This is a genomic window from Roseovarius sp. Pro17 (assembly GCF_035599575.1).
Classification (GTDB): Bacteria; Pseudomonadota; Alphaproteobacteria; order Rhodobacterales; family Rhodobacteraceae; genus Roseovarius.
The window spans coordinates 804,882-823,792 of record NZ_CP141179.1 but is presented as its reverse complement, the minus strand read 5'-3'; the positions used below and the strand labels follow the sequence as shown (position 1 = coordinate 823,792).

At 55.1% G+C, this 18,911-nt stretch carries 15 protein-coding genes; 5 read left to right on the top strand and 10 right to left on the bottom strand.

The features are described 5' to 3' along the window. Window positions 1–43: 43 nt before the first annotated feature. Window positions 44–2,266, bottom strand: coding sequence for a hypothetical protein (locus tag U3654_RS03975; RefSeq protein ID WP_324754066.1), 2,223 nt, complete (start codon window positions 2,264–2,266; stop codon window positions 44–46). A gap of 362 nt (window positions 2,267–2,628) precedes the next feature. Between U3654_RS03975 and U3654_RS03970 the strand changes: the two genes are divergently transcribed. From U3654_RS03970 to U3654_RS03960, 3 genes are read left to right on the top strand one after another with little or no spacing between them, the layout of a single operon-like run. Then, a complete protein-coding gene (locus U3654_RS03970) occupies window positions 2,629–3,081 on the top strand; it encodes a DUF2924 domain-containing protein (protein WP_324754035.1) in 453 nt (150 codons plus the stop codon). Continuing rightward, window positions 3,078–4,385 (top strand): recombinase family protein, encoded by a 1,308-nt coding sequence (locus U3654_RS03965; protein WP_324754065.1) that lies wholly within the window; start codon window positions 3,078–3,080, stop codon window positions 4,383–4,385. The genes U3654_RS03970 and U3654_RS03965 overlap by 4 nt, the downstream gene beginning before the upstream one ends. Next, the gene (locus U3654_RS03960) at window positions 4,382–4,765 is read left to right on the top strand and encodes a hypothetical protein (RefSeq protein WP_324754064.1); all 384 of its coding nucleotides are present in this window, start codon (window positions 4,382–4,384) and stop codon (window positions 4,763–4,765) included. The genes U3654_RS03965 and U3654_RS03960 overlap by 4 nt, the downstream gene beginning before the upstream one ends. A gap of 183 nt (window positions 4,766–4,948) precedes the next feature. Here U3654_RS03960 and U3654_RS03955 read toward each other — a convergent pair whose 3' ends face one another. After that, window positions 4,949–5,353: a hypothetical protein gene (locus tag U3654_RS03955; RefSeq protein WP_324754063.1), complete on the bottom strand. Its 405-nt coding sequence runs from the start codon at window positions 5,351–5,353 to the stop codon at window positions 4,949–4,951. A gap of 213 nt (window positions 5,354–5,566) precedes the next feature. On the opposite strand from U3654_RS03955, the gene U3654_RS03950 reads away from it, so the two are divergent. Then, window positions 5,567–6,019 (top strand): hypothetical protein, encoded by a 453-nt coding sequence (locus U3654_RS03950; protein ID WP_324754062.1) that lies wholly within the window; start codon window positions 5,567–5,569, stop codon window positions 6,017–6,019. A gap of 254 nt (window positions 6,020–6,273) precedes the next feature. Here the strand turns inward: U3654_RS03950 and U3654_RS03945 are convergent, their stop codons facing one another. After that, complete coding sequence (locus tag U3654_RS03945) at window positions 6,274–7,338, bottom strand: Hint domain-containing protein (RefSeq protein WP_324754061.1); 1,065 nt, start codon at window positions 7,336–7,338, stop codon at window positions 6,274–6,276. A gap of 615 nt (window positions 7,339–7,953) precedes the next feature. Between U3654_RS03945 and U3654_RS03940 the strand changes: the two genes are divergently transcribed. Further along, window positions 7,954–9,561 (top strand): AAA family ATPase, encoded by a 1,608-nt coding sequence (locus tag U3654_RS03940; protein ID WP_324754060.1) that lies wholly within the window; start codon window positions 7,954–7,956, stop codon window positions 9,559–9,561. Between the two features lie 809 nt (window positions 9,562–10,370). Here U3654_RS03940 and U3654_RS03935 read toward each other — a convergent pair. The 7 genes from U3654_RS03935 to U3654_RS03905 are packed head-to-tail and all read right to left on the bottom strand — an operon-like array spanning window position 10,371 to window position 18,446. Then, on the bottom strand, window positions 10,371–12,692 hold the full coding sequence (locus U3654_RS03935; RefSeq protein ID WP_324754059.1) for a N,N-dimethylformamidase beta subunit family domain-containing protein: 2,322 nt from the start codon (window positions 12,690–12,692) through the stop codon (window positions 10,371–10,373). A gap of 2 nt (window positions 12,693–12,694) precedes the next feature. Next, a complete protein-coding gene (locus tag U3654_RS03930) occupies window positions 12,695–13,060 on the bottom strand; it encodes a hypothetical protein (protein WP_324754058.1) in 366 nt (121 codons plus the stop codon). Window positions 13,061–13,072: 12 nt separating this feature from the next. Further along, window positions 13,073–14,728, bottom strand: coding sequence for a branched-chain amino acid ABC transporter permease (locus U3654_RS03925; protein ID WP_324754057.1), 1,656 nt, complete (start codon window positions 14,726–14,728; stop codon window positions 13,073–13,075). Then, complete coding sequence (locus U3654_RS03920) at window positions 14,725–15,606, bottom strand: branched-chain amino acid ABC transporter permease (protein ID WP_324754056.1); 882 nt, start codon at window positions 15,604–15,606, stop codon at window positions 14,725–14,727. Before U3654_RS03920 ends, U3654_RS03925 begins: the two co-directional genes overlap by 4 nt. 39 nt (window positions 15,607–15,645) lie before the next feature. Further along, the gene (locus U3654_RS03915; protein WP_324754055.1) at window positions 15,646–16,356 is read right to left on the bottom strand and encodes an ABC transporter ATP-binding protein; all 711 of its coding nucleotides are present in this window, start codon (window positions 16,354–16,356) and stop codon (window positions 15,646–15,648) included. Window positions 16,357–16,374: 18 nt separating this feature from the next. Continuing rightward, a complete protein-coding gene (locus tag U3654_RS03910; protein ID WP_324754054.1) occupies window positions 16,375–17,109 on the bottom strand; it encodes an ABC transporter ATP-binding protein in 735 nt (244 codons plus the stop codon). Between the two features lie 11 nt (window positions 17,110–17,120). Then, on the bottom strand, window positions 17,121–18,446 hold the full coding sequence (locus U3654_RS03905; RefSeq protein ID WP_324754053.1) for an ABC transporter substrate-binding protein: 1,326 nt from the start codon (window positions 18,444–18,446) through the stop codon (window positions 17,121–17,123). Window positions 18,447–18,911 lie beyond the last annotated feature (465 nt).

Sequence of the window (18,911 nt, the reverse complement as noted above, 5' to 3'; positions counted from 1 at the left end):
TTTTCCTAGGAGGTCCCAGGGCAAACTCTAGATAAACGCTAGATCAGATGCTGCTCTCGTCGATTAGATCCCTGACACCCGAAGCAAGACGCCAATACCGCTTGGTCGACCCATGGCGCAGATAGGTTCCCCAGATGATGTCCCACTTCTTCCCTGAGAAAAGCTGCTTGGGATGGTCAGAGCTCATCCCGTCCATCAGCACCTTCGTGAGGACCTCTGATGATCCGTCTTGAGCAGCGGTCACGAGGCATTCGAAGAAATCAAGCTGATTGGCGGTTGTAAGAGTCAGAGGATCTTTCCCAGGCAGGACCAACGACCCTGCGTGGGCATGTTGGCGGACCACTTGGGCGACCTGCGCCGCCGACACCAGGGTGCGTCCGGCGTCGAAAAGGCGTCTGAGCTCATGCTCGTCGATCTGGACGGAATCCTCCGTGGAGCTCAGGACGTTCGTGACATTCACAACTACGTTTGGCCCGAGATATCTGGGAGCATGGTCGCTCAGGCAGAGCACCACGCCCGGTCCAGATTTATGCTTCTGACGCAGGGCGATATCGAGTTGGTCCAACACCTTGGTATCGTCGAGCCCGCGCACGAGGTAGATGGGTACGCGCACGCCAGCAAGGTCGACCTTTCCCAAGCTGGCCAGATGAGCATCCTCGATCTGCAGGGATGTCGACCCGAGAACGCCACCAAGGGTCTTCAGAATTCTTTCACCCAGCCAAGGGCGATTTAGACGGTAGGCGATGGCCTGCGCCTTAGGGATGACGCCTCGCGGCTCCCCAAATCCTCCCCACTGTCTCAGGGTTCCCTTTTCCGGCCCAGTCGCCAGCTCGCCCTCAGTCGTGCCATCGTCCTCATCGTCAATCAAAACCAGCACCTGACGAGGTTTGCGCTCCAGAAAGCCGGTCTCGATAAGCGGGTTTGGATCGACATTGGCCGCGCTGAAGAAGCTGCCAGAAACTTCATCACCAGTAAGGTCGTAAAGCGAGAGAAGAAACCGGAACCATTTCGCCTCTTCATGTTCAGTAAGCGGGCGAATTTGGTTCATCAGCCCCCAATGCGACAGCAGCGTGAACCCCAGATCGCGCAGGAAGGTGTCTCTCTGGCTTTGGACGTTGGAAGTGTTACCTCCGGACACCTGCAATCGCAGCGTCCCCTTCTTGCCATCACCGCGATGCACGAAATCGACTGCGATCACGATCTTTGCAAAACCGAACTTGCGAACGAGTCTGTTTCCTCCACGGATGTAATCCGTCATCGCCTTTTCGATATCTTCATCTTTCGTGACTTTCAGGGTCAGCCGACGTCCCCAATGTCCTAGTGGCATTTCGGCTTCGACGACCGCAGCGCCGGTGACCTCGACAGGTTCCAGGTCGGGCAGATCCAGATTCAAGGACTCCCGGAACCGTTCCAGGTTGAAGTCCCGACGGGTGAGCGGTTTCGCTGACAGATCCTGTTGCAGAACAACTTCGGCGAAGGTTTCGGCAACGGTTGTTCTTACCTCAAAGCTCTCGGCACACACTTCGATCTTTTTCTGACCCGGCGTGAAGATCAGAACCGCTTCTCGTGACGGTCGATAATAATAAGTCATCAAGCCGCCGTCTGTGCGGTGATCTTGGATACTCGACAGTGCTCCGGGGTGGCGAATAGCGATAAGCAACGAGGGCGGATGGTCAGCGGTTTCCGGCAGTTCGAGAACGGAGGCCGTCGCCTTGGCTTTGAGTTCGAGGAGTTGTTCCAGCTTCTCGCAAAGTACTTTCACATCTGGGCTCAGGCTGCCAACCTCGGCCAAGTCGTCCTGATCGATTTCGAATGCAGCGTAGAGTTTGCGGTGATCACGGTACCGGCGTGCCGCGTGAAAACTCTCCGCATCGCGAAATACATCCGGGAATTCGCTATGAACCAAGATACTTCTGCACAATGGATCGGGCGCATCGACAAATTGGTCGTGATCCGTGTTCAGGAGCTTTTGAGCTGCGACGGTATTCAGCGAGGTGATCCCTTTTCCTTCGCTAAGTTCAAGGACGCTGGCGCATAACCGATCAAGCTCGCCAAGGACCTCCTGATCACGTTGATCTAAGTACAGCTTCAGCAAGTCCTTCGTCGCAGCGTCGGATTCGGCGGCGGTTCCTGAGATCTCCGGCGGCTGAAGAAGATCATCATCGGGTGTTTTGCAGCTCGCCAGAAACAGTCGCAGGTAATGCGCAGACGCAGCTTCGATGAGCTGAGAGAGATTCCTTCCGAACCGGGATTTTCGGGGCGCCATTGCAGCCTCCGGATGCATATGCCAACAATCTGATCACCCTACACGGTTGTCAATCTCGCAAAATGTTTATGCTCCGCGCGTGTCCCAATTCTGAATGGTGATTGGCTTTTCGATCTTGAAAGAGAGTTTTTCAAGAAGGAGTCGACCATGCACAGGAATGCGGCCAGCGGTCCAAACCCACTCCATCCCCGCCACATGACGCCCCTCGAACGCCGGACCGAGCTGTGCGGTCTACTGGCGCTCGGGTTGGTTCGCCTTCGCATGAAATACGCCACCGAAGTATCTGCCAAACATGGAGAAATTCCGCTACACAACCCGGCCGACCAGAGCGCTCATGCACCTCCAACTCAAAGGAGAACCGCATGACCAGCCCCGATCCCATCCCAACCCGCCTAGCCGCGCTCAAGACCACACCGACGCCAGACCTGAAGCAGCAATGGCGCGAGTTGTTCGACAGCGAGCCGCCCCCGTTCAATCGCCGGTATCTTGAAAGCCGCCTGGCCTACCGCATTCAGGAGTTGGCGTATGGCGGACTGAAACCGGAAATTGTGAAGCGGCTGGAAGCCCTCGGCGAACAGTTGGACGGCGGCGACCGCAAGAAGAGCCGCATCCGCGCTGATCTGACACCCATCACCGGCACGCGGCTGTTGCGTGAGTGGCAGGGTGTCGAGCAGGTTGTCACCGTCACCGCCGATGGGTTTGAGTGGCAGGGGCGCCCTTACAAATCACTGTCGGCCATCGCCCGCGCCATCACCGGCACGCGCTGGAACGGCTGGGTATTCTTCGGGCTGAAAAACCACCGGAGGCGCACATGACCAAACCCATCGTGAGAAAACTGCGCTGCGCCGTCTACACGCGGAAATCCTCCGAGGAAGGGCTCGAGCAGGAGTTCAACAGCCTCCATGCCCAGCGGGAGGCCTGCGAGGCCTATATTGCCAGCCAACGGTCGGAGGGTTGGGTGCTGGTCCGCGATCAATATGACGACGGTGGCATCTCGGGCGGAACGCTGGAACGCCCGGGCCTGAAACGCCTGCTGGCCGATGTAGAAGATGGCTTGGTCGACGTGGTCGTGGTCTACAAGATCGACCGCCTGTCGCGGTCACTGATGGATTTTTCCAAACTGGTCGAGGTGTTCGACCGCAACGATGTGACCTTCGTTTCCGTCACCCAATCGTTCAACACCACCACGTCCATGGGGCGGCTGACACTGAACATATTGCTCAGCTTTGCCCAGTTCGAGCGTGAGGTGACGGCAGAACGTATCCGCGATAAGTTCGCCGCCAGTCGGAAAAAAGGCATCTTCATGGGAGGCAACCTGCCCTTCGGCTATGACGTGAAGGATCGCAAGCTGGTCATCGTCCCATCCCAAGCTGAGATCGTACGCAGCGTCTTCGACCGCTTTGTCGAGATCGGCTCCGGCACTGAACTGGCGCGCGAACTGGATGCGAAGGGTGTCACCACCAGCCGTGGCAACCGCATCGACAAGAAGTTCATCTACCGGCTGCTGAACAACCGCGTCTACATCGGCGAGGCCGTGCACAAAGGGACCAGCTATCCCGGCGAGCACAACGCCATCATCACCCGCGCGGTTTGGGACAAAGTCCATGCCATCCTGACCGAAAGCCCCCGCAAACGGGCAGCCCACACCCGTGCCGACACGCCCGCACTGCTGAAAGGGCTTCTGTATGGCCCGGATGGTGCCGCCTTCTCGCCGACCCACACGCGCAAAGGCGGCAAGCTCTATCGCTACTATGTCAGCCAGACCGTTTTGAAGCACGGTGCTGGATCCTGTCCGGTTGGACGCGTCCCGGCAGGCGAAATCGAGAAAGCTGTCATCAACCAACTCCGCGCCGGGTTCCGCCAGCCTGAGATTGTGGCGGGCACATGGAAGATGGCCCGCTCGCAGGATGGCGGCATCACCGAGGCCGACGCCCGAGAAGCCCTGACCCGACTCGATCCGCTCTGGGATGAACTCTTCCCCGCTGAGCAGGCGCGCATCGCGACACTGCTGGTTGAGCGGATCGACATCGGCACCGATGGCCTCAATGTTCGCCTCCGCATGGACGGTCTGACCGGGCTGGCGCGCGAAATGAGGACTGATCTCGGAACGGCGGCATGACCCGCGCGAAGCCGATGCCCGAAACGGTGACAGTGCACATCCCGTTCCGCATCGTGAAGCGCGGCGGCCGTAAGGAAATGTATCTGCCGGATGGGGCATCCAGCCAACGCAAGATGGACAACACGTTGGTCAAGGCGCTGGCGCGGGCGTTCCGATGGAAGCGGATGCTGGAGGCGGGCGAGTTCACGACCATCGCCGAGCTGGCGGAGCGTGAAGACATTGCACCGTCCTACATGACACGCGTTCTGCGGCTGACCTTGCTCGCGCCAGAGATCGTGGAGGTAATCCTAGACGGTCGGCAGGATGCGCAGCTGGTTTTGGCAGGCTTGCTAGAACCATTCCCTGCAATGTGGGCGCGCCAGCTGGAACTGTTCGACTGACGCGACTGGCCCTCTCCGACCGTTCGCTGGTCATCCTAATGCTGCGCTGCAGCTTTCGCATTACTGCCATTCGTGCATCGTGTACCATTTTGGCGGCTTGATCGTCGGTCAGCGGACAAACCGGCCGATAGCCACAGCGCAGAACCGACAGACCATCTGCTGTGCGAACGAGGCGGGTAAGTCCTAGAGGTTGGGGACTGAAAAGAGGGCGCCAGAATACACAGGTCTCTCTCCTTCAACTTCGATGTAGCAAAGGGCCTCAAATCTCATACCCGGTTCATGTTTGACTCCAAGTCGTTCAATATCGAAGTCGTCTTCAGGTTTACTGCAGTGCGACCATGCCCCATTATACCATTCCGGCAAATCGCTTGAGATGCCGACCATTTTGCGTTCTCGCGTTCTGACTTCATTTGGGGAATTTAGGTATATTCCTCTAAGCCCACCCTTAAATGAGTGTACGGAAGCGGTTTCAGGGACATCCTCAGGCAGGTCATAATAACCGACAGAATAGCGCATATACTCGAGGTATCCGTAGGTACTGGCCCCAACTACCGCCAACGCGCCGACGACCCATTTTACCTTTGACATTGCGGCTCTTTCGAAACTAGTTGGCATGATCTTTGCTGGTTGCACTACAAGCCACTCGAAAATCTATCAAGGTAAACGTCGCGAATTCGTTTACCAACCGCATTGGGCTCAGAAGCCGGCCTTAGAGGCTGCGCAGCATCAAACCGGGCGTCCGTTGGAAGCGCTGTCACTCCCGGCCCAAAGCCGCCGTTCATCGCGTCAGGACCTGCTGCAATGCGGCTTCATCAAAGCAGTCATTCGCTGCTCCACCAAGATCGATTCGCCGACGGAGGTCAGCAGACGGCGGAAATCGACCCTCGACCATCTTCCAGAGATTTTGCCGGGTCAGGATATCTTGGGATTATTGGTCTCGTACCATTCTCTGATGGTTCTGGTCAGAGTCGACAACGCAAAACCCCGGTGCATGCGTACATCAAGCATGGCAAAGTCTTCCTGGAACATTGCAGCATCTTCCCCAAGGGCCAAAAATTCAAAACGCCCGGCGGAGTACTCATCATCTGGATCATAGCCGACAACGCGCCACCGACCGATGATCTCTCCATCGCGCGTAATAACCTCGCCCTCCGACAAGCGCGGATCGTACCCGCTCTGCATCCACTCATCGTGGCCGATGAAGTTGATTGGGTAAGTCAGTTCCATCAGGCTAAAATGTACTCGATCAGCTAGGGGCGCAAGGGGCTGGGATCGGTCTGGGACAGACTTGCGGCCCGAAGCTGCCGTTCGCATCAACTACATATGCTGCGGCGCAGCGTCCCCAGACCGGCCATTCGCTCATCGTTCAGCATTTTAGATGGCCAGATGGACGTTACCAAGGAAAGGTATGTGTTCCGACTCCGATCCCATCCAGCGAAAGCTCACTGTCCGCACCCGTTATGGTTCTGTCAGGTTTCAGTTAAGCATTCAGAATGCGGTGCCATGCATCAAGATGCCTGATGCCCCATCATGTCGGCCAGCGCGCCCCGGATTACTGGCCGCGCGGTTTGCCGATCAGACAGGGGGGGATTATTCAGTTCGAGGGCAAGCTCGGGGAAGAGCTCGAACAACTCGCTTCGACTCTCTTCGGAAAGCCCCATTAGTGCCTGTCGCCCTGGGTGCAGACTTTCCGAGGCACAGCCTTCAGCCATCACTATCTGATGGCGGTCAAATAGCATGTGGCAATAGATGACCCGCAGCACCGGTTTTTGTATTATCGATGTATCATTGATCAGCCGCTTCGCCGCCACCAGAACTTCCGGCTCGCCAGACCATAGCTCGGCCCGCCAGTCTGAGATCAGCATCCGGTGTTGCGGCGACACCCAGAGATCGCGACAGTTGCCGAGCGCGTTTTTTTTGATCAAGATCGGTGCAAAGTTCCCCAGCCCCGTTATTTCGCGGGTGCCCAGCCAGCGCAACGGCTGATAACCGTCGTCACAGGTATAGATCATATCGCCTGGAGTAAGCGTCTCGATCGGACGCATCCCCTTAATGGTCTTTATCCTTGTGCCGGCCACGAAACAGACCGGTTGCCCGCCCATGCTGGCATGGGTGCGGTTGTCACTATTGTCGACAATCCCTTGTGAAGTTAGCGGCGTGTTCGGCGGTGGCGGCGTGCCGAGAAACAAGAGGTAATAGCCATCCTCGCCGCTGTCATTCAGGTCGCCATCGTTGTTGAGGTCAACGTCAATTACCGCGACGTCATATGTATTGGTTCCGTCCGAGACGCGGAACGTATAGTCATAGACAACTGCCCGCGCTGTCCCATCGATCATCACCGACTGCTCGCCAGCTTGTCCTACCCGCATAGTAGCTTGGGTTTGTTCATTGTCTGGGTCGCCATTGTAAAAAGTGGCGTTCGGGTCTTGCTCATAGACCGTATGGGTGAAGCTTGAGCCAGACCATTGCCAAGTCGACCCGTTGGATGGCGCTACGTTATAGGCAAACGAATTACCATTAACGGTGCTTTGAGTGCCCCGGATCGTATTGTCATAGCTGTAGTAGGCGGGCATCGATACTCTCTCAATGTGGACCTCAGGCAAAGGTGCTTCTACACGTCAGTCCTTCGGTCTGTTTTTTGGTCTTGGCGGTCTAGCCGCTGCTCGGTTCTTTATCCTGTCGCGCATCATTTCGTCTTAGGCTCAGCGTTACATGTTCAGAACTAATGATGAAAGCTCACCGCACGTTAGCGGTCACACGTGTCAAATATGTGGCATAATCGATGACCTAGCAGACGTTTTACGGCGCAGTTCGGCTGACATGTTGCCATCCCTTCGCGTCCCAAAGCGAACACGCCATATCTGCACATTGGGTGGGACGCGGTCATTCGCTGCCAATGCCAAATCTGCCTCGAAGCAGCCTTGCGGCACTGCAGAACGAAGCCCGATTTACAGTTCGCCTGAACGTCGGCTTCCGACTTCGCGGCATGACTGATTCGCACTTACAGAGAAATTCTGCTCTCCGCCCTTGGTGCCGAGCGTCACACTCGGCGCAGAGCTGCCGTCCACCTAATTGGCAGCGAATGACGGCTTTTGAGATTCGGTTTGGCGTTGAGTAACAAGCTACCCAATGGATCGAGTTCCAGATAATCTCCAAAGGTAAATTCAATCTAGATCCGAAAGCAGGAAATGTTCATCACCAAACTTCGCCTCAAAAACGGCTATAAGCGCTTTTACGACCTTACCATCGACTTGGGCCCGTCTCCTGCTCGAATTGTCGCTTTGGTGGGTCCTAACGGTTGTGGTAAAAGCAGCGTTCTGGACGGAATATTGCATCATGCAAGCGCACACGAGCGCATCGGATCGGGTCCTAGTCGGGATGGCAGCTATCACTCGATGACAGGATCAAAACAAAGTTATCAAGACGTTGAAATTCAATTTGATGTAGGAAATTTTCAACACGTCCGCCAATCACGAGAAGCCACAGGTAACACTAACACAATTTTTGCGTTTCGTAGTCCATATCGCTACAATAGCGAGCTTAAAATCAAAGAGACAAAGGCGGTTCCAGAGATCAAGCGGAATTCATATGGCGCGGCAGATGCTTCTAGTATTGACGCGAAGATGGAGGATAATTTTCGGCGCCTTTATGCGTATTACAATCGCTATCGAGATGATAATGATATCAAGCCAAGCGAGGCTAGAGATAAAATCATAGGTGAGCTCAACTCGTCTATTTCGAATTGTCTTGACCTGAAAATTTCCAGCTTGGGGAACGTGGAAGGCAATCGAGGAACGCTATACTTTAGCAAGCCAGACCACCCACAGGACTTCGAGTTTGACGTGCTATCTTCTGGGGAAAAAGAAGTCGTTGATCTTTTGCTAGACCTCTATCTTCGTAAGGAGGATTATAACGATTCGGTTTTCCTTATCGATGAACCTGAACTTCACATTAGCACCGCTATACAAGGATCTTTACTTGTTGAAATAGATCGACTTGTGGGGGCAAACTGTCAAATTTGGCTCACGACACATAGTATAGGGTTCCTTAGAACCCTGCAGACCGCGATGCAGAATAAATGTCAAATAGTTCACTTTCGACCGGAAGCGAATTTAGCGGCTGAGACTGCTACTTTAACGCCGGTCAAATTTGGCGCTTCCACATGGCGTGACCTGCTTTCTGTCGCGCTTGACGATCTGGCCCACCTAGTTAGCCCTTCAACGATAATTTATTGTGAAGGGAGGGCAGAGCCAGGGCTCAGAGGGCGAGAACGAGGCATGGATGCGCAGGTTTTCAATAACGTATTTGGACAGGCTCATCCGGAGACACTGTTTATTTCAAGTGGTGGAAACACCGAACCTGACCAGCGAAGTGCCATTGCAATAGCCATTCTTAGCAAAGTCTTCTCAAGCGTCAATATTTGGGTTCTCAAAGATCGTGACATGGCGTCAGGGCAAGATACGAGCGAACAAGACCGCCAAGTTTACCTCAAAACTAACCCCACTAACCACCGAGTTCTTACGCGCTGGGAGATTGAAAACTATCTATATGACAAGAGTGTTCTGGAAGCTTATTGCGCTGCGGAAGGCCTCGTCTTTGATGAATCTGCATACGACACCTTCGTGACTGATATCAGCAATCAAAACCTTAAAGACGAAACAGGTAGGATCAAAAGTATCTGCGGCATTAAGGGAAGTATAAGCGCCGACCATTTCAAGATTGCTCTTTCCGAACATCTGACTACGGAGATGCCTGCTTATCAAGAGTTAGAAGGATGTGTTTTTGAGCGGAAGTGATCACTCGTAGAAACCTCCAATCATAATTGCTTGATCAGTTTTGGCTGTAAAGCCGGACCTTCGCACTATCTGCAGCGAAAGTCCGATTCCCGCCCTTCATGTCGAATGCTGCGTCGCGGCAATTTGATCGAACTGCGTCTCTGTCGTTGTGGAAATATATTCCGATTTCAGTTCCATCTGGCCGAACGAGACTGGCATCAAAGTCAATATTGGGATTTCAAATAAATCATTCTAAAGCAGCACCTTACAACCTGAACACCAAATAGGCGCAGTCATCAGCTTCAGAGAACAACAGCCCAGAGAGAACAGATTTACACGATTTCTAGCATAGGCGGTGCTCAACCTAACCCGCATAACCTTTGAATATAATGGAAAAATTCGGGCTCAGCCGGAAAGGGAGAACAGTTTCTCAAGGGCAAGTGGCGGAGGGAACGGGACTGGCGTCGAACCTTCTCCATTACCTAACCTCTTGATTTCCAATGACCCTATCTTCCGGGTGACTCGAATTGGTAATCCAGTTGATCGTCGGACGCGGAGATTCAAAAATAGAATGCCGCGACCAAATGATGAAGACCTATACCACGCCTATGCTAGAGATCCTCGACCTTCCGAAGGGAATGCCGGAGACGGACGCACAACATCATCGCCGAGCAGAAGATCTCAGGCGAGGTGCTGAAATAGCAAAGAGAGCTGCGTTTTGTCATTCAGATAAGCTAGACAACTAACCTTCCTGCCTCAACACAGCCTCCCTTAGCAGGGCGCTTCTGGGCTCAATAAAAAACCTCAATCAAGATATGAGCCGCTTCGGACTATCTCCACTGCTTCTCTTCCAAAGTCCATTTCTGGCCAGGCAAAGGTCCGTCCTTGATGAATGCATCGACGACATTGGCCAGCATCTTCGCCGCGCTGTTGTCGAAATTACTCGCGGGGAGTGCCTGCCCGTAGCCGATTGATCCGGTGCTGAACACTGCACCATTATTCGGTGCGGTGAAGAAGGTCACGTCGGCTCGGATACGGTAGTCCAGCGATCCTACCAGTCCTGCATAGGCATAGAGCAACTCTTCAGTAACAAGCACATAGTTGTCAGAATGTCCTCCCGAGGCAGCAATGAGCTTCGTATGTGGGGGCGTTCCGAGGCTAAGGTCGTAACGATCGACTTCGATCCCTGCGGCCCCGCCATAGGCCAGGCCCTCATCGCCAATAATCTCGCCCTCGATACCTGCGGTGATCCACGACACGGTGCGGTGCCACGCATCGGGCATCTTGCGGTAGGGCGAGGCCGTCTCAAAACCTTCAGCGATCATACCCACACCCAGCAGTTTCTGCGGTGCCCTGCCCCGGCTTCGCCAGAGACCACTACGCTCGCCAGTAGTCTGCAAATAGTATTCACCAGCGCGGGCCGCCCAAGCACGCATACCGGCGTCAAGTTTACGCACCTCCATGCAACTGGGTTGCTCTTCATCGAAACCGATAGCCCAGTAATAGCCGTTGCCACCCATATAGATCAGGCGTCCCCCTTGGGTCACAAAATCCTCTTGCGCGTCCAGCATACGTTCCGAGACGTATTCTGGGTGAGTGCCCGTTATCACACAGTTGAAATTCTTGAGCAGGTCCAGCCCTTCGCGATCCAGATCTTCATCGGTGATAAACTCGCAATCATAGCCCTGATGCGCGATCCAGGCGACAATCGACAGATCGGCCGGGAATTGCCACGTAATGTTCATGCTGGACATGCGATACTTGGGTCGCATGTTGATAATTGGACGCAGATACGACGTAAAGCAGACCCCGGCGCCGTCTTCGAACGAGTCGTAGGTCGACAGGCCATATTCGCCATGCTCATAGGTTTCGACATCGATATCGGTCACGACCGGCGGCTGGCCCGTCATTGGTTGAATAATATCCGCGTTGAAACTGAGGCTCTCGTTTCCGTAGGCTAGATAGCTGGCGGTAGGCACCAAAAAACACAGCTTTGCCGTGGGTTGCAGTGAACGGACGATAAAGACGATATATTCCTCGGCAATGCCCTCGCCGGGGCCGACCCGCAGGCGGATTGCGTAGATCCCGCTGGGCAGGTCGTTCGGAATCGTCATGCGGTTGGTTTCCGGCCAACGACAGTCAGTTACTGCATCCGGATGAAGCTCGATCCCGCCGTATTGTTCGGGATCAATGCGAAAACTGTCGTCCTTGCCGTTCCAGTTCCAGCCGGTCATGCCGCGCACCGGATGGTTGTGGCCGGTGGCCGTCAACCCGTTCGGGCCGGCATCGACCACCTCGTTGCGAATGCCATCGCTGCTGTAACCCGCAGCCGTGTCCCAATAGGCCAGAATTGCATCTTCGGCCGGTTTATCGCCACCGCGGCAGGCATCCATTTCCGTACGAGCAAGCACTCGGTTGCAGATCACCGGGCGATCGACTTTGCCAGCATAGAGATCATTTATGAAAAAGCCGCGCAGAGCATGGGAATCCCGAGCGCCGCCCACAAGGAACGGCACATCGGGTTTGTTCACCTGACGAAAGCGGAATGTCTGACTAACATGGCTGCGAAAGTCATAGGGCACCACCGGTCCGACCAGCGAGTTATAGCGGTTCAACACGCCTTCCTGATGCAGTGTCGCCTTGCCGCTGGCCGGATCCCACGTGACGCCGACGAAATACCAGACCTTGGTCATCAGCGGCAATTCGGACGTGACGTAATCGACCTCTTTGCCGTCGCCCACCCAGAATTCCAGATGCCCATCGGGGTTGATGCCAAGGCCATAGCCCGTCTTGTTCAAAGTGTCCCATCGCCCCATTATCGTCTGGCGCCGACCGCGGTGCGGCAGCGTTGGCCAGACATGGCAATACATCGACAACGGCCCATCCACCGCCAGGCGATTGTCAGGATCGTTCACCGTCAAATAATTGCCAAGTTGAGTGAAGTGTTTGTCGACCGACCAACTCCCGTTGACAGGGTTTGCGATCTCTTCCTCCATATAACCCGGCCCGGCTTCATGCGCGTCGCCGTGGATCAGACGAACTAGCTGGGCCTTAGCCGAGGTTGCGCCGTCAGCGTTGGCATGAAAGGTGATCTCTTCCCCTTGCTTGACCGAAATGCGGTTCGCGTAGCCGAATATTTTCTGTTGAGCCATGGTCAGCCACCTGTCAAATCTTGGATATGTTGTAGAAAAACGCCGTGATGTGCGTCGCCGATTGTCGTGAAAATCGTCTCACCGACATATGTGGGGGGCACGCCGCGCCGCCCTGACATGCGGATTATCCGATAGCCGCCATCGCTGGCCTGTCTGAGCGAGTATTGTTGGTCCATTGGGCGACGGTGACACCACGCCAGCAGTCGCGCCAATGGTTCGCTTTGATGGCCAGTCGATTTCTGGCGGTATTCTTCGATGATGTCGTCGTTCAATACCGTCAGCAGATATTTGCGCGTCATGGCGTCAAATTGTGCGCGCACATGGTCATCGGCATCCAGCACTGGGGGCGTTTTGTCGTTTTGCGTCATTGTCATCCCCCCTCAGGATTCCATCAGGTCGTGAACGCGGCGCATGAAGACGCCATGATAGGCCTCATCCAGAGTGACATATTCACGATCATCCACCAGACGGGGCGATACGCCACGCTCTCCAGAAAAGGCGATGATCTTGTAAGGCCCATTAGGCCCGGCGCGGTGAAGTGCATATTTGTCCTCCATCTTGGCGCGCCGGAAGTAGAGCAGCACGCGCTCCAACGCTTCGCTGTGTTGGCCAAGAGGTTGGGTTCTGTGCTCGTCAATGATCTGCGGTGTCACAAGGCCCTTGAGATAGTCGCGCTGAAGTTTGTCGAAGCGACGGAAGTAAAGCTCGTCCTTGTCGTCGATCTCGGTGGCCTCTTCCGGCAGGGCTTCGCCGCCCTTCTCAGATCGTGAAGACCGCCATTCACCGCGTTTCTTGTCACGCCATGCATTGAATTGTTGCTTTATCCCGAAATAGCCATTGTTCAGAAAGAGGACAGCAGCCAGCATCATCGCGCCGATCATGAAGTGCCGGATTGGCCCCAATTCCAGCAGAACTTTGTCCAGAAACACCACAATCAGCGTTCCCAGAATGGCGCCTTCGGCTTTGCCGATCCCGCCAATGGCCAACATCGCCAACCCCAGAAGGACGGTATCGAACCCAAAAATCGAAAAAGCGATTCCGCGGTATTGAGCGGAGTAAAAACCACCGATAAACCCTAGAGCGATCGACGTGACGACAAAAATCGTGACCCTAGCGCGCTTGTAGTCGACGCCGCAGGCAGCCGCGAAAGCCTCGCGCTTTTCCGGGGCCATGCGCAGGACACGCCCCAGCCGTTTGCCGTTGATTAATCGAAACAGAAACAGCGCCGCAATCAGCAGGGCAAAGGATGCGTAATAGGTCACCATCGACTGGGTCATCGGCTCCCACTTGTCGTTGACGAAGGTCGATGCGCCGTAAAGACCGCCCGAGGCTGATCCAAATTCTTTCGATGTGGTAAAAAATACCCGGCACAGCTCGTTCAGGCCCAGCGTGAGCAGCGCGTAATAAAAGCCGTCCAAACGTAGTGCCGGAATGGCGATGGCAGCGCCAAAGACTAACCCGACGCCACTGCCGATGAAGGGTAGCAGATACCAGGGAATCCCGTATTTGATCGACAGCCATGACGTTATAAACCCCGCCGTGCCCACCACGGCATAGGTCGCCAGCGAAAAAATGCTGGCTGTGCCAATGACCAGAGTCCAGCACACGTTGATCGCGGCAAAGACGCCAAAAATCGCACCGGCAGTCATCAGAGTGTTCATCATGCTGGCGGGAAAGAAAAACGGACCCAAAGCGATGATCAGCAGGCAGATGGCCCAGTAGATCGGCCGGCGGTCAACAATCTTCTTTTCGGCAGCCAGCGTCTTGCGGTTGTACTGCCCTTTAATGTGCAGCAAGTTGCGCCGCGTTGGCCACCATCGCAGCCGGTTCCACACCCTGCCGCCATGGGTTGGCCAGATGATGTAGTGCTTAAGACGACCGACCTTGGATGTCGCAACCTTGTATCCAAGGCTTTCGTCCCAGACGTCACGCGGATCGGGCACATGGATCGAGGCGACCTTTTCATTGTCGGTAGATGTTCCCCAAACCGAAAGTGGATTGCGCCAAACATAGTCTTTCCGGTTTGAACCGCTCATTGTTCGCGCGCCTTGTCCAGCAGTCCTGAAATTCCCCTTGGCCGCACAATCAGGATCGCGATGATGACCAGAAATTGGGTCATCAGGACGTATTGACCGCCAAGAAACTTGTTCGTCAGCGCCTCGACTAGCCCCAGAAGAACAGCCGCGATGACGGCCCCCTGCACTGAGCCCAGTCCGCCGCATAGCGCGATACTGACGCCCTTGATCAAAGGTGTCAGGCCGCTGAATGGCGAGATGTAATAGGTCTGTGACAGAAGAATTGCCGCAAGCCCTGCCATTGCACCAGTCATGGCCATGACGTAAATTCCAGTGCTGCGGATGCCTATTCCGACAATTGCAGCCGCATGCGGATTCATCATCATAGCGCGTATTTCCAATCCGCGACGACTGCCGCGCATCCAGAACACCACCACGACCAGCATCAATATGGAGCAGACCACGATGCCAATCTTGTCCGAGGTCAGGATGATGCCCAGAAAATCAATCTTCCAGAAGCCGAAAAACTCGGGTAGCGCCTTGGGACGGGGGCCGAAATACATCAAAAACGCCTGACTTCCGATCAGACTGATCGCTAGCGTGGCGATCATCCCGCGTGTTGTGAAATTCGGTTTGTCATGCAGTGGTATGAACACGGTCAGGCAGACGATGACGCCTCCCAATGCGCCGACGGCAATGCCTGAGGCGGCCACCAAAAACGGGTTCTCGGTCAGATATTCGGCCACCATCCACGCACCATATCCAGCGAAGGAAAAGATAAAGCCATAGGCCAGATTGATCAGCCCCAGGCTGGACCAGGTGATGGACACCGCGATTGCGATCAGCCCGTATATACACGCCACGATGATGGCATTCGTCAGGACGAATGTTAGGTCCATTCCACTACCTTCCCGTATTCAAATCAGATTGAGACTTCGTCATCCGCCGCTGCCCAGCTGCACCCCCGAGGATGCCTCGCCCTTAAGCTTGCCGGCGTGCATTCCGATGATCCGGTCAACGCGACCCTCCAACAGCGCCACGTTCTGTTCGGCGATGAACATCGCGCTGTCCTTGAGGTCGATCGCCATTAGCGCGTCCATCACCGCCAGCCCGATCTTGGGCGCGAGGCCCAAAGAGGGCTCGTCCGACAGGTAAAGCTTGGCATCGGTCATCAGGCCGCGCCCGATAGACACCATTCGCCGCTCACCACCCGAAAGCCGCCCCACGGGCGTTTTCATCAGCTTACGCAAAGGCTCGAACAGATTGAGCACGCGTTCCTTGCGATCCTTGCGGGTGCGCCATGCTTCGGGTGTGAAGGCACCGCTGTCGAGATGCTCTTCTACTGTCAGCCCGTTGAAAATTTCGTCGCCTTGAGGCATGATCGCCAGCCCTTGGCGGACAATCTTGTGCGTGTAGCGCCCCGCCCCCTGACTGCGCGAGCGCCCAATTTGTTGACCGTTCAGCAGGATTGAGCCGCGCTGCCAGCCGGTCAATCCGGCAATGGCATAAAACAGCGTGGTCTTGCCGTGCCCGTTCAGGCCGACGATCCCGATCCTTTCACCCGGATGAATGACAAGGTCTAGATCGTGCAACACCCGCAATGCGCCATAGCCTGCCGACAGGCCTTCGACTTTCAGAACTTCTTTCATGTCGATCCCCCCACCGCTCTAGACGCCCTCAAAATAGGCGGCGCGCACGGCGGGGCTGTCGATAATCTCGGCCAGTTCGCCTTGTGCGATCACCTCACCTGCGTCCATTACGATCACCCGATCCGCGATTGATTCTAACAACTCGATCCGGTGCTCAACGATTAGAACCCCCACGTTCATTTCCTTGGACAACATTCGCAAGATCTGATCGATCTCATCGATTTCGGCGTTAATCAGCCCTGCCGCCGGCTCATCCATCAGCAGCACCTTGGGCTGGCGCATGAGCAGGTTTGCCATCAGCAACTTGCGGCGCTCGAACGTCTTGAGCCGCGAGCAATGCATGTCGTGTGGCGTGGTAAAATGGACCAGCTGCGCCCCGTATTCTGCATCGAACCGCGTCAGCCATGGGCGAAAGGCCTGACGCGCTGCCTTGAACGCCTCGCCTACACTCAGGTCTTCGGGAACGATAGGGGTCTGATAGGTTCTCCCGATGCCGAGCCTCGCGCGTTCGAACAATGGCAGTCTGGTGATGTCTTTGCCTTCATACATCACCTTGCCGGTCTTGGGCTGATACCTGCCGGAGAGAATCTCCAGCAGGCTTGTTTTTCCGGCACCGTTCGGTCCGATGATCCCCAGAACTTCACCGGATTTCAGGTCGAAACCGATATCCGTAAGGACTTCGCGCCCACCCAAATCCAGAGAGAGGTTTTTGCCCGAGAAAATCGGCTCAACCTGCGTTGCCAGCGTGTTCATGGTCTACGACCTCAGGTCCACCACGGGGCGGGGCGCAGGGACGACTCGGCGATTTCATTCGGCCAGATCACCTTGTGTTCACGATCCTGAACCTGCACGAACAGTTGGCTCATGCCATCTTCCAGCTCTGCTGCCTGATTTCCGAAACCATTGTCCGGAAAGTGCAGCGCCTCTTGCAGGTCGTTGTTCATGTTCATCATGCCGTTGACGCCGCGGTACGGATTGTTGCGGATCCATGCCACGTTCGCCGCAAAATCCTCGGGGTCACCGGTCGCCTCCCAAGCCAGCTTGAGATAGTTCATGATGTCATAGCCGTTGCCGGTATAGACCAGACCCATGTTGCCCTCGTATTCGGGAAAGCGCGCCAAATATTTTTTGCGGAATTCCTGACCAGTTTCATCGCCGTAAACGCCTAAAACCGTGCTCCAGCAGAATCCTTCGGTGGCGCGCCGCCCCAATTCTAGGAATTCAGGTTGCGACGGGCCATACTGCAGATAGACTAGAGAATTTTCGACCGGATCGGCCGAGAATTGCTTGCAAAAGGCCGCGTATTCGGCGGCGACCCAGTGGTCGATCATGATCGCGCCCGCATCGACTTCTTTCAGCCGCTGGATCACTGGACTCCAGTCGTTGACCGGATATTGGATGTCCGTGACTTCGGCGAGTTCAAAGTCATAGTTCGGGATCGCCTCGCGTGCCGCCTTCAGGATGGTCTGGCAATAGCCAACTTGCTCGGCCACGATGTGGATCTTGCGGTTCTTGGGGGTCCAGAGGCCTGTTTCTTCCATTTTCTTCAGCCAGAGCGGATAGGTCCAGCCATAGTTCACCTCTGATGGATCGGTCTGAAGGACGTGGCTGTATTTCTCGGGATCAGAGCGATACATCTCGGTCGCCGTCCGTTGGGTATTGCCCTGAACATAGGGGCATTTGTATTTGGCCGACTCGTCCATCGCCGGGATCGGCGCGAACAGGAACGAGTTAGAAATCGCGTGCACCTTCTTGTCGATGCAGGCCGCAATCGCCTGTCGGCAGCTTTCGGGCGAAAGCTTGTCCACATCCGGTATGAACAACTCAATTTCGCGGCCCAAAACGCCACCCGCTGCATTGATTTCTTCAAGCGCCAGATTGGTGCCGTTCAGGTGATCGGTGTCATCCGCCACCCCGTAAGGTGTCGACAGTGACGACGGCACTCCGATCAATAGCTTGTCGCTCATACCCTGCGACAGGGCGGGTGCGGCCAGCCCCATCACTGCTCCACCGGCCGACAGCTTAAGAGCCGTGCGGCGCGTCAGCATGCGCCCACGCTGATTTGAGTTCTTTGCATTGGGTGTCGTCATTTTTCCCTCCGGTTGACGCGGCGCGTGCACATTCTGCCAAAGTCCGTGCATCGCCATTATTTATGTCGAATCGCGCAAAATTAGGCATTAAGTCTAGACGATATGATAATACCGTAGTGTCAGAAAAATCGACCTGTCAACGATAAATCTGGTAGCTTTGAGTTGATTAATTGCTGTGAGTTCTGTTTTTTTTGAAATATAGTTTCAAAGTAATATTGCTCACGATATCAATTCTCGTTGGGGATTTCCTGTTGATTGACACATTGATAGCGCTGCGAGCTCATAGGTGAAAGTATAGATGATACGTCTATATCAGCGACATGTCCTGACCGGGTATTGTTGACTAATTCATCAAAGCGGTCCCGATGGTTGGCAATCTCGCGGAACGCGATTAGACGGATGGGGTAATACCATTAAAATAACGGGATACGTCCTGAACGAACGCCTTTCAGAGAAAGGCATCGC

What these genes read in the sequence shown, in the direction of transcription:
- U3654_RS03955 (WP_324754063.1), bottom strand. Translation starts at nt 5,353, where the DNA reads ATGTCAAAGGTAAAATGGGTCGTCGGCGCGTTGGCGGTAGTTGGGGCC.
- U3654_RS03920 (WP_324754056.1), bottom strand. Translation starts at nt 15,606, where the DNA reads ATGGACCTAACATTCGTCCTGACGAATGCCATCATCGTGGCGTGTATA.
- U3654_RS03910 (WP_324754054.1), bottom strand. Translation starts at nt 17,109, where the DNA reads ATGAACACGCTGGCAACGCAGGTTGAGCCGATTTTCTCGGGCAAAAAC.
- U3654_RS03970 (WP_324754035.1), top strand. Translation starts at nt 2,629, where the DNA reads ATGACCAGCCCCGATCCCATCCCAACCCGCCTAGCCGCGCTCAAGACC.
- U3654_RS03945 (WP_324754061.1), bottom strand. Translation starts at nt 7,338, where the DNA reads ATGCCCGCCTACTACAGCTATGACAATACGATCCGGGGCACTCAAAGC.
- U3654_RS03905 (WP_324754053.1), bottom strand. Translation starts at nt 18,446, where the DNA reads ATGACGACACCCAATGCAAAGAACTCAAATCAGCGTGGGCGCATGCTG.
- U3654_RS03930 (WP_324754058.1), bottom strand. Translation starts at nt 13,060, where the DNA reads ATGACGCAAAACGACAAAACGCCCCCAGTGCTGGATGCCGATGACCAT.
- U3654_RS03965 (WP_324754065.1), top strand. Translation starts at nt 3,078, where the DNA reads ATGACCAAACCCATCGTGAGAAAACTGCGCTGCGCCGTCTACACGCGG.
- U3654_RS03975 (WP_324754066.1), bottom strand. Translation starts at nt 2,266, where the DNA reads ATGGCGCCCCGAAAATCCCGGTTCGGAAGGAATCTCTCTCAGCTCATC.
- U3654_RS03915 (WP_324754055.1), bottom strand. Translation starts at nt 16,356, where the DNA reads ATGAAAGAAGTTCTGAAAGTCGAAGGCCTGTCGGCAGGCTATGGCGCA.
- U3654_RS03935 (WP_324754059.1), bottom strand. Translation starts at nt 12,692, where the DNA reads ATGGCTCAACAGAAAATATTCGGCTACGCGAACCGCATTTCGGTCAAG.
- U3654_RS03960 (WP_324754064.1), top strand. Translation starts at nt 4,382, where the DNA reads ATGACCCGCGCGAAGCCGATGCCCGAAACGGTGACAGTGCACATCCCG.
- U3654_RS03950 (WP_324754062.1), top strand. Translation starts at nt 5,567, where the DNA reads ATGCGGCTTCATCAAAGCAGTCATTCGCTGCTCCACCAAGATCGATTC.
- U3654_RS03925 (WP_324754057.1), bottom strand. Translation starts at nt 14,728, where the DNA reads ATGAGCGGTTCAAACCGGAAAGACTATGTTTGGCGCAATCCACTTTCG.
- U3654_RS03940 (WP_324754060.1), top strand. Translation starts at nt 7,954, where the DNA reads ATGTTCATCACCAAACTTCGCCTCAAAAACGGCTATAAGCGCTTTTAC.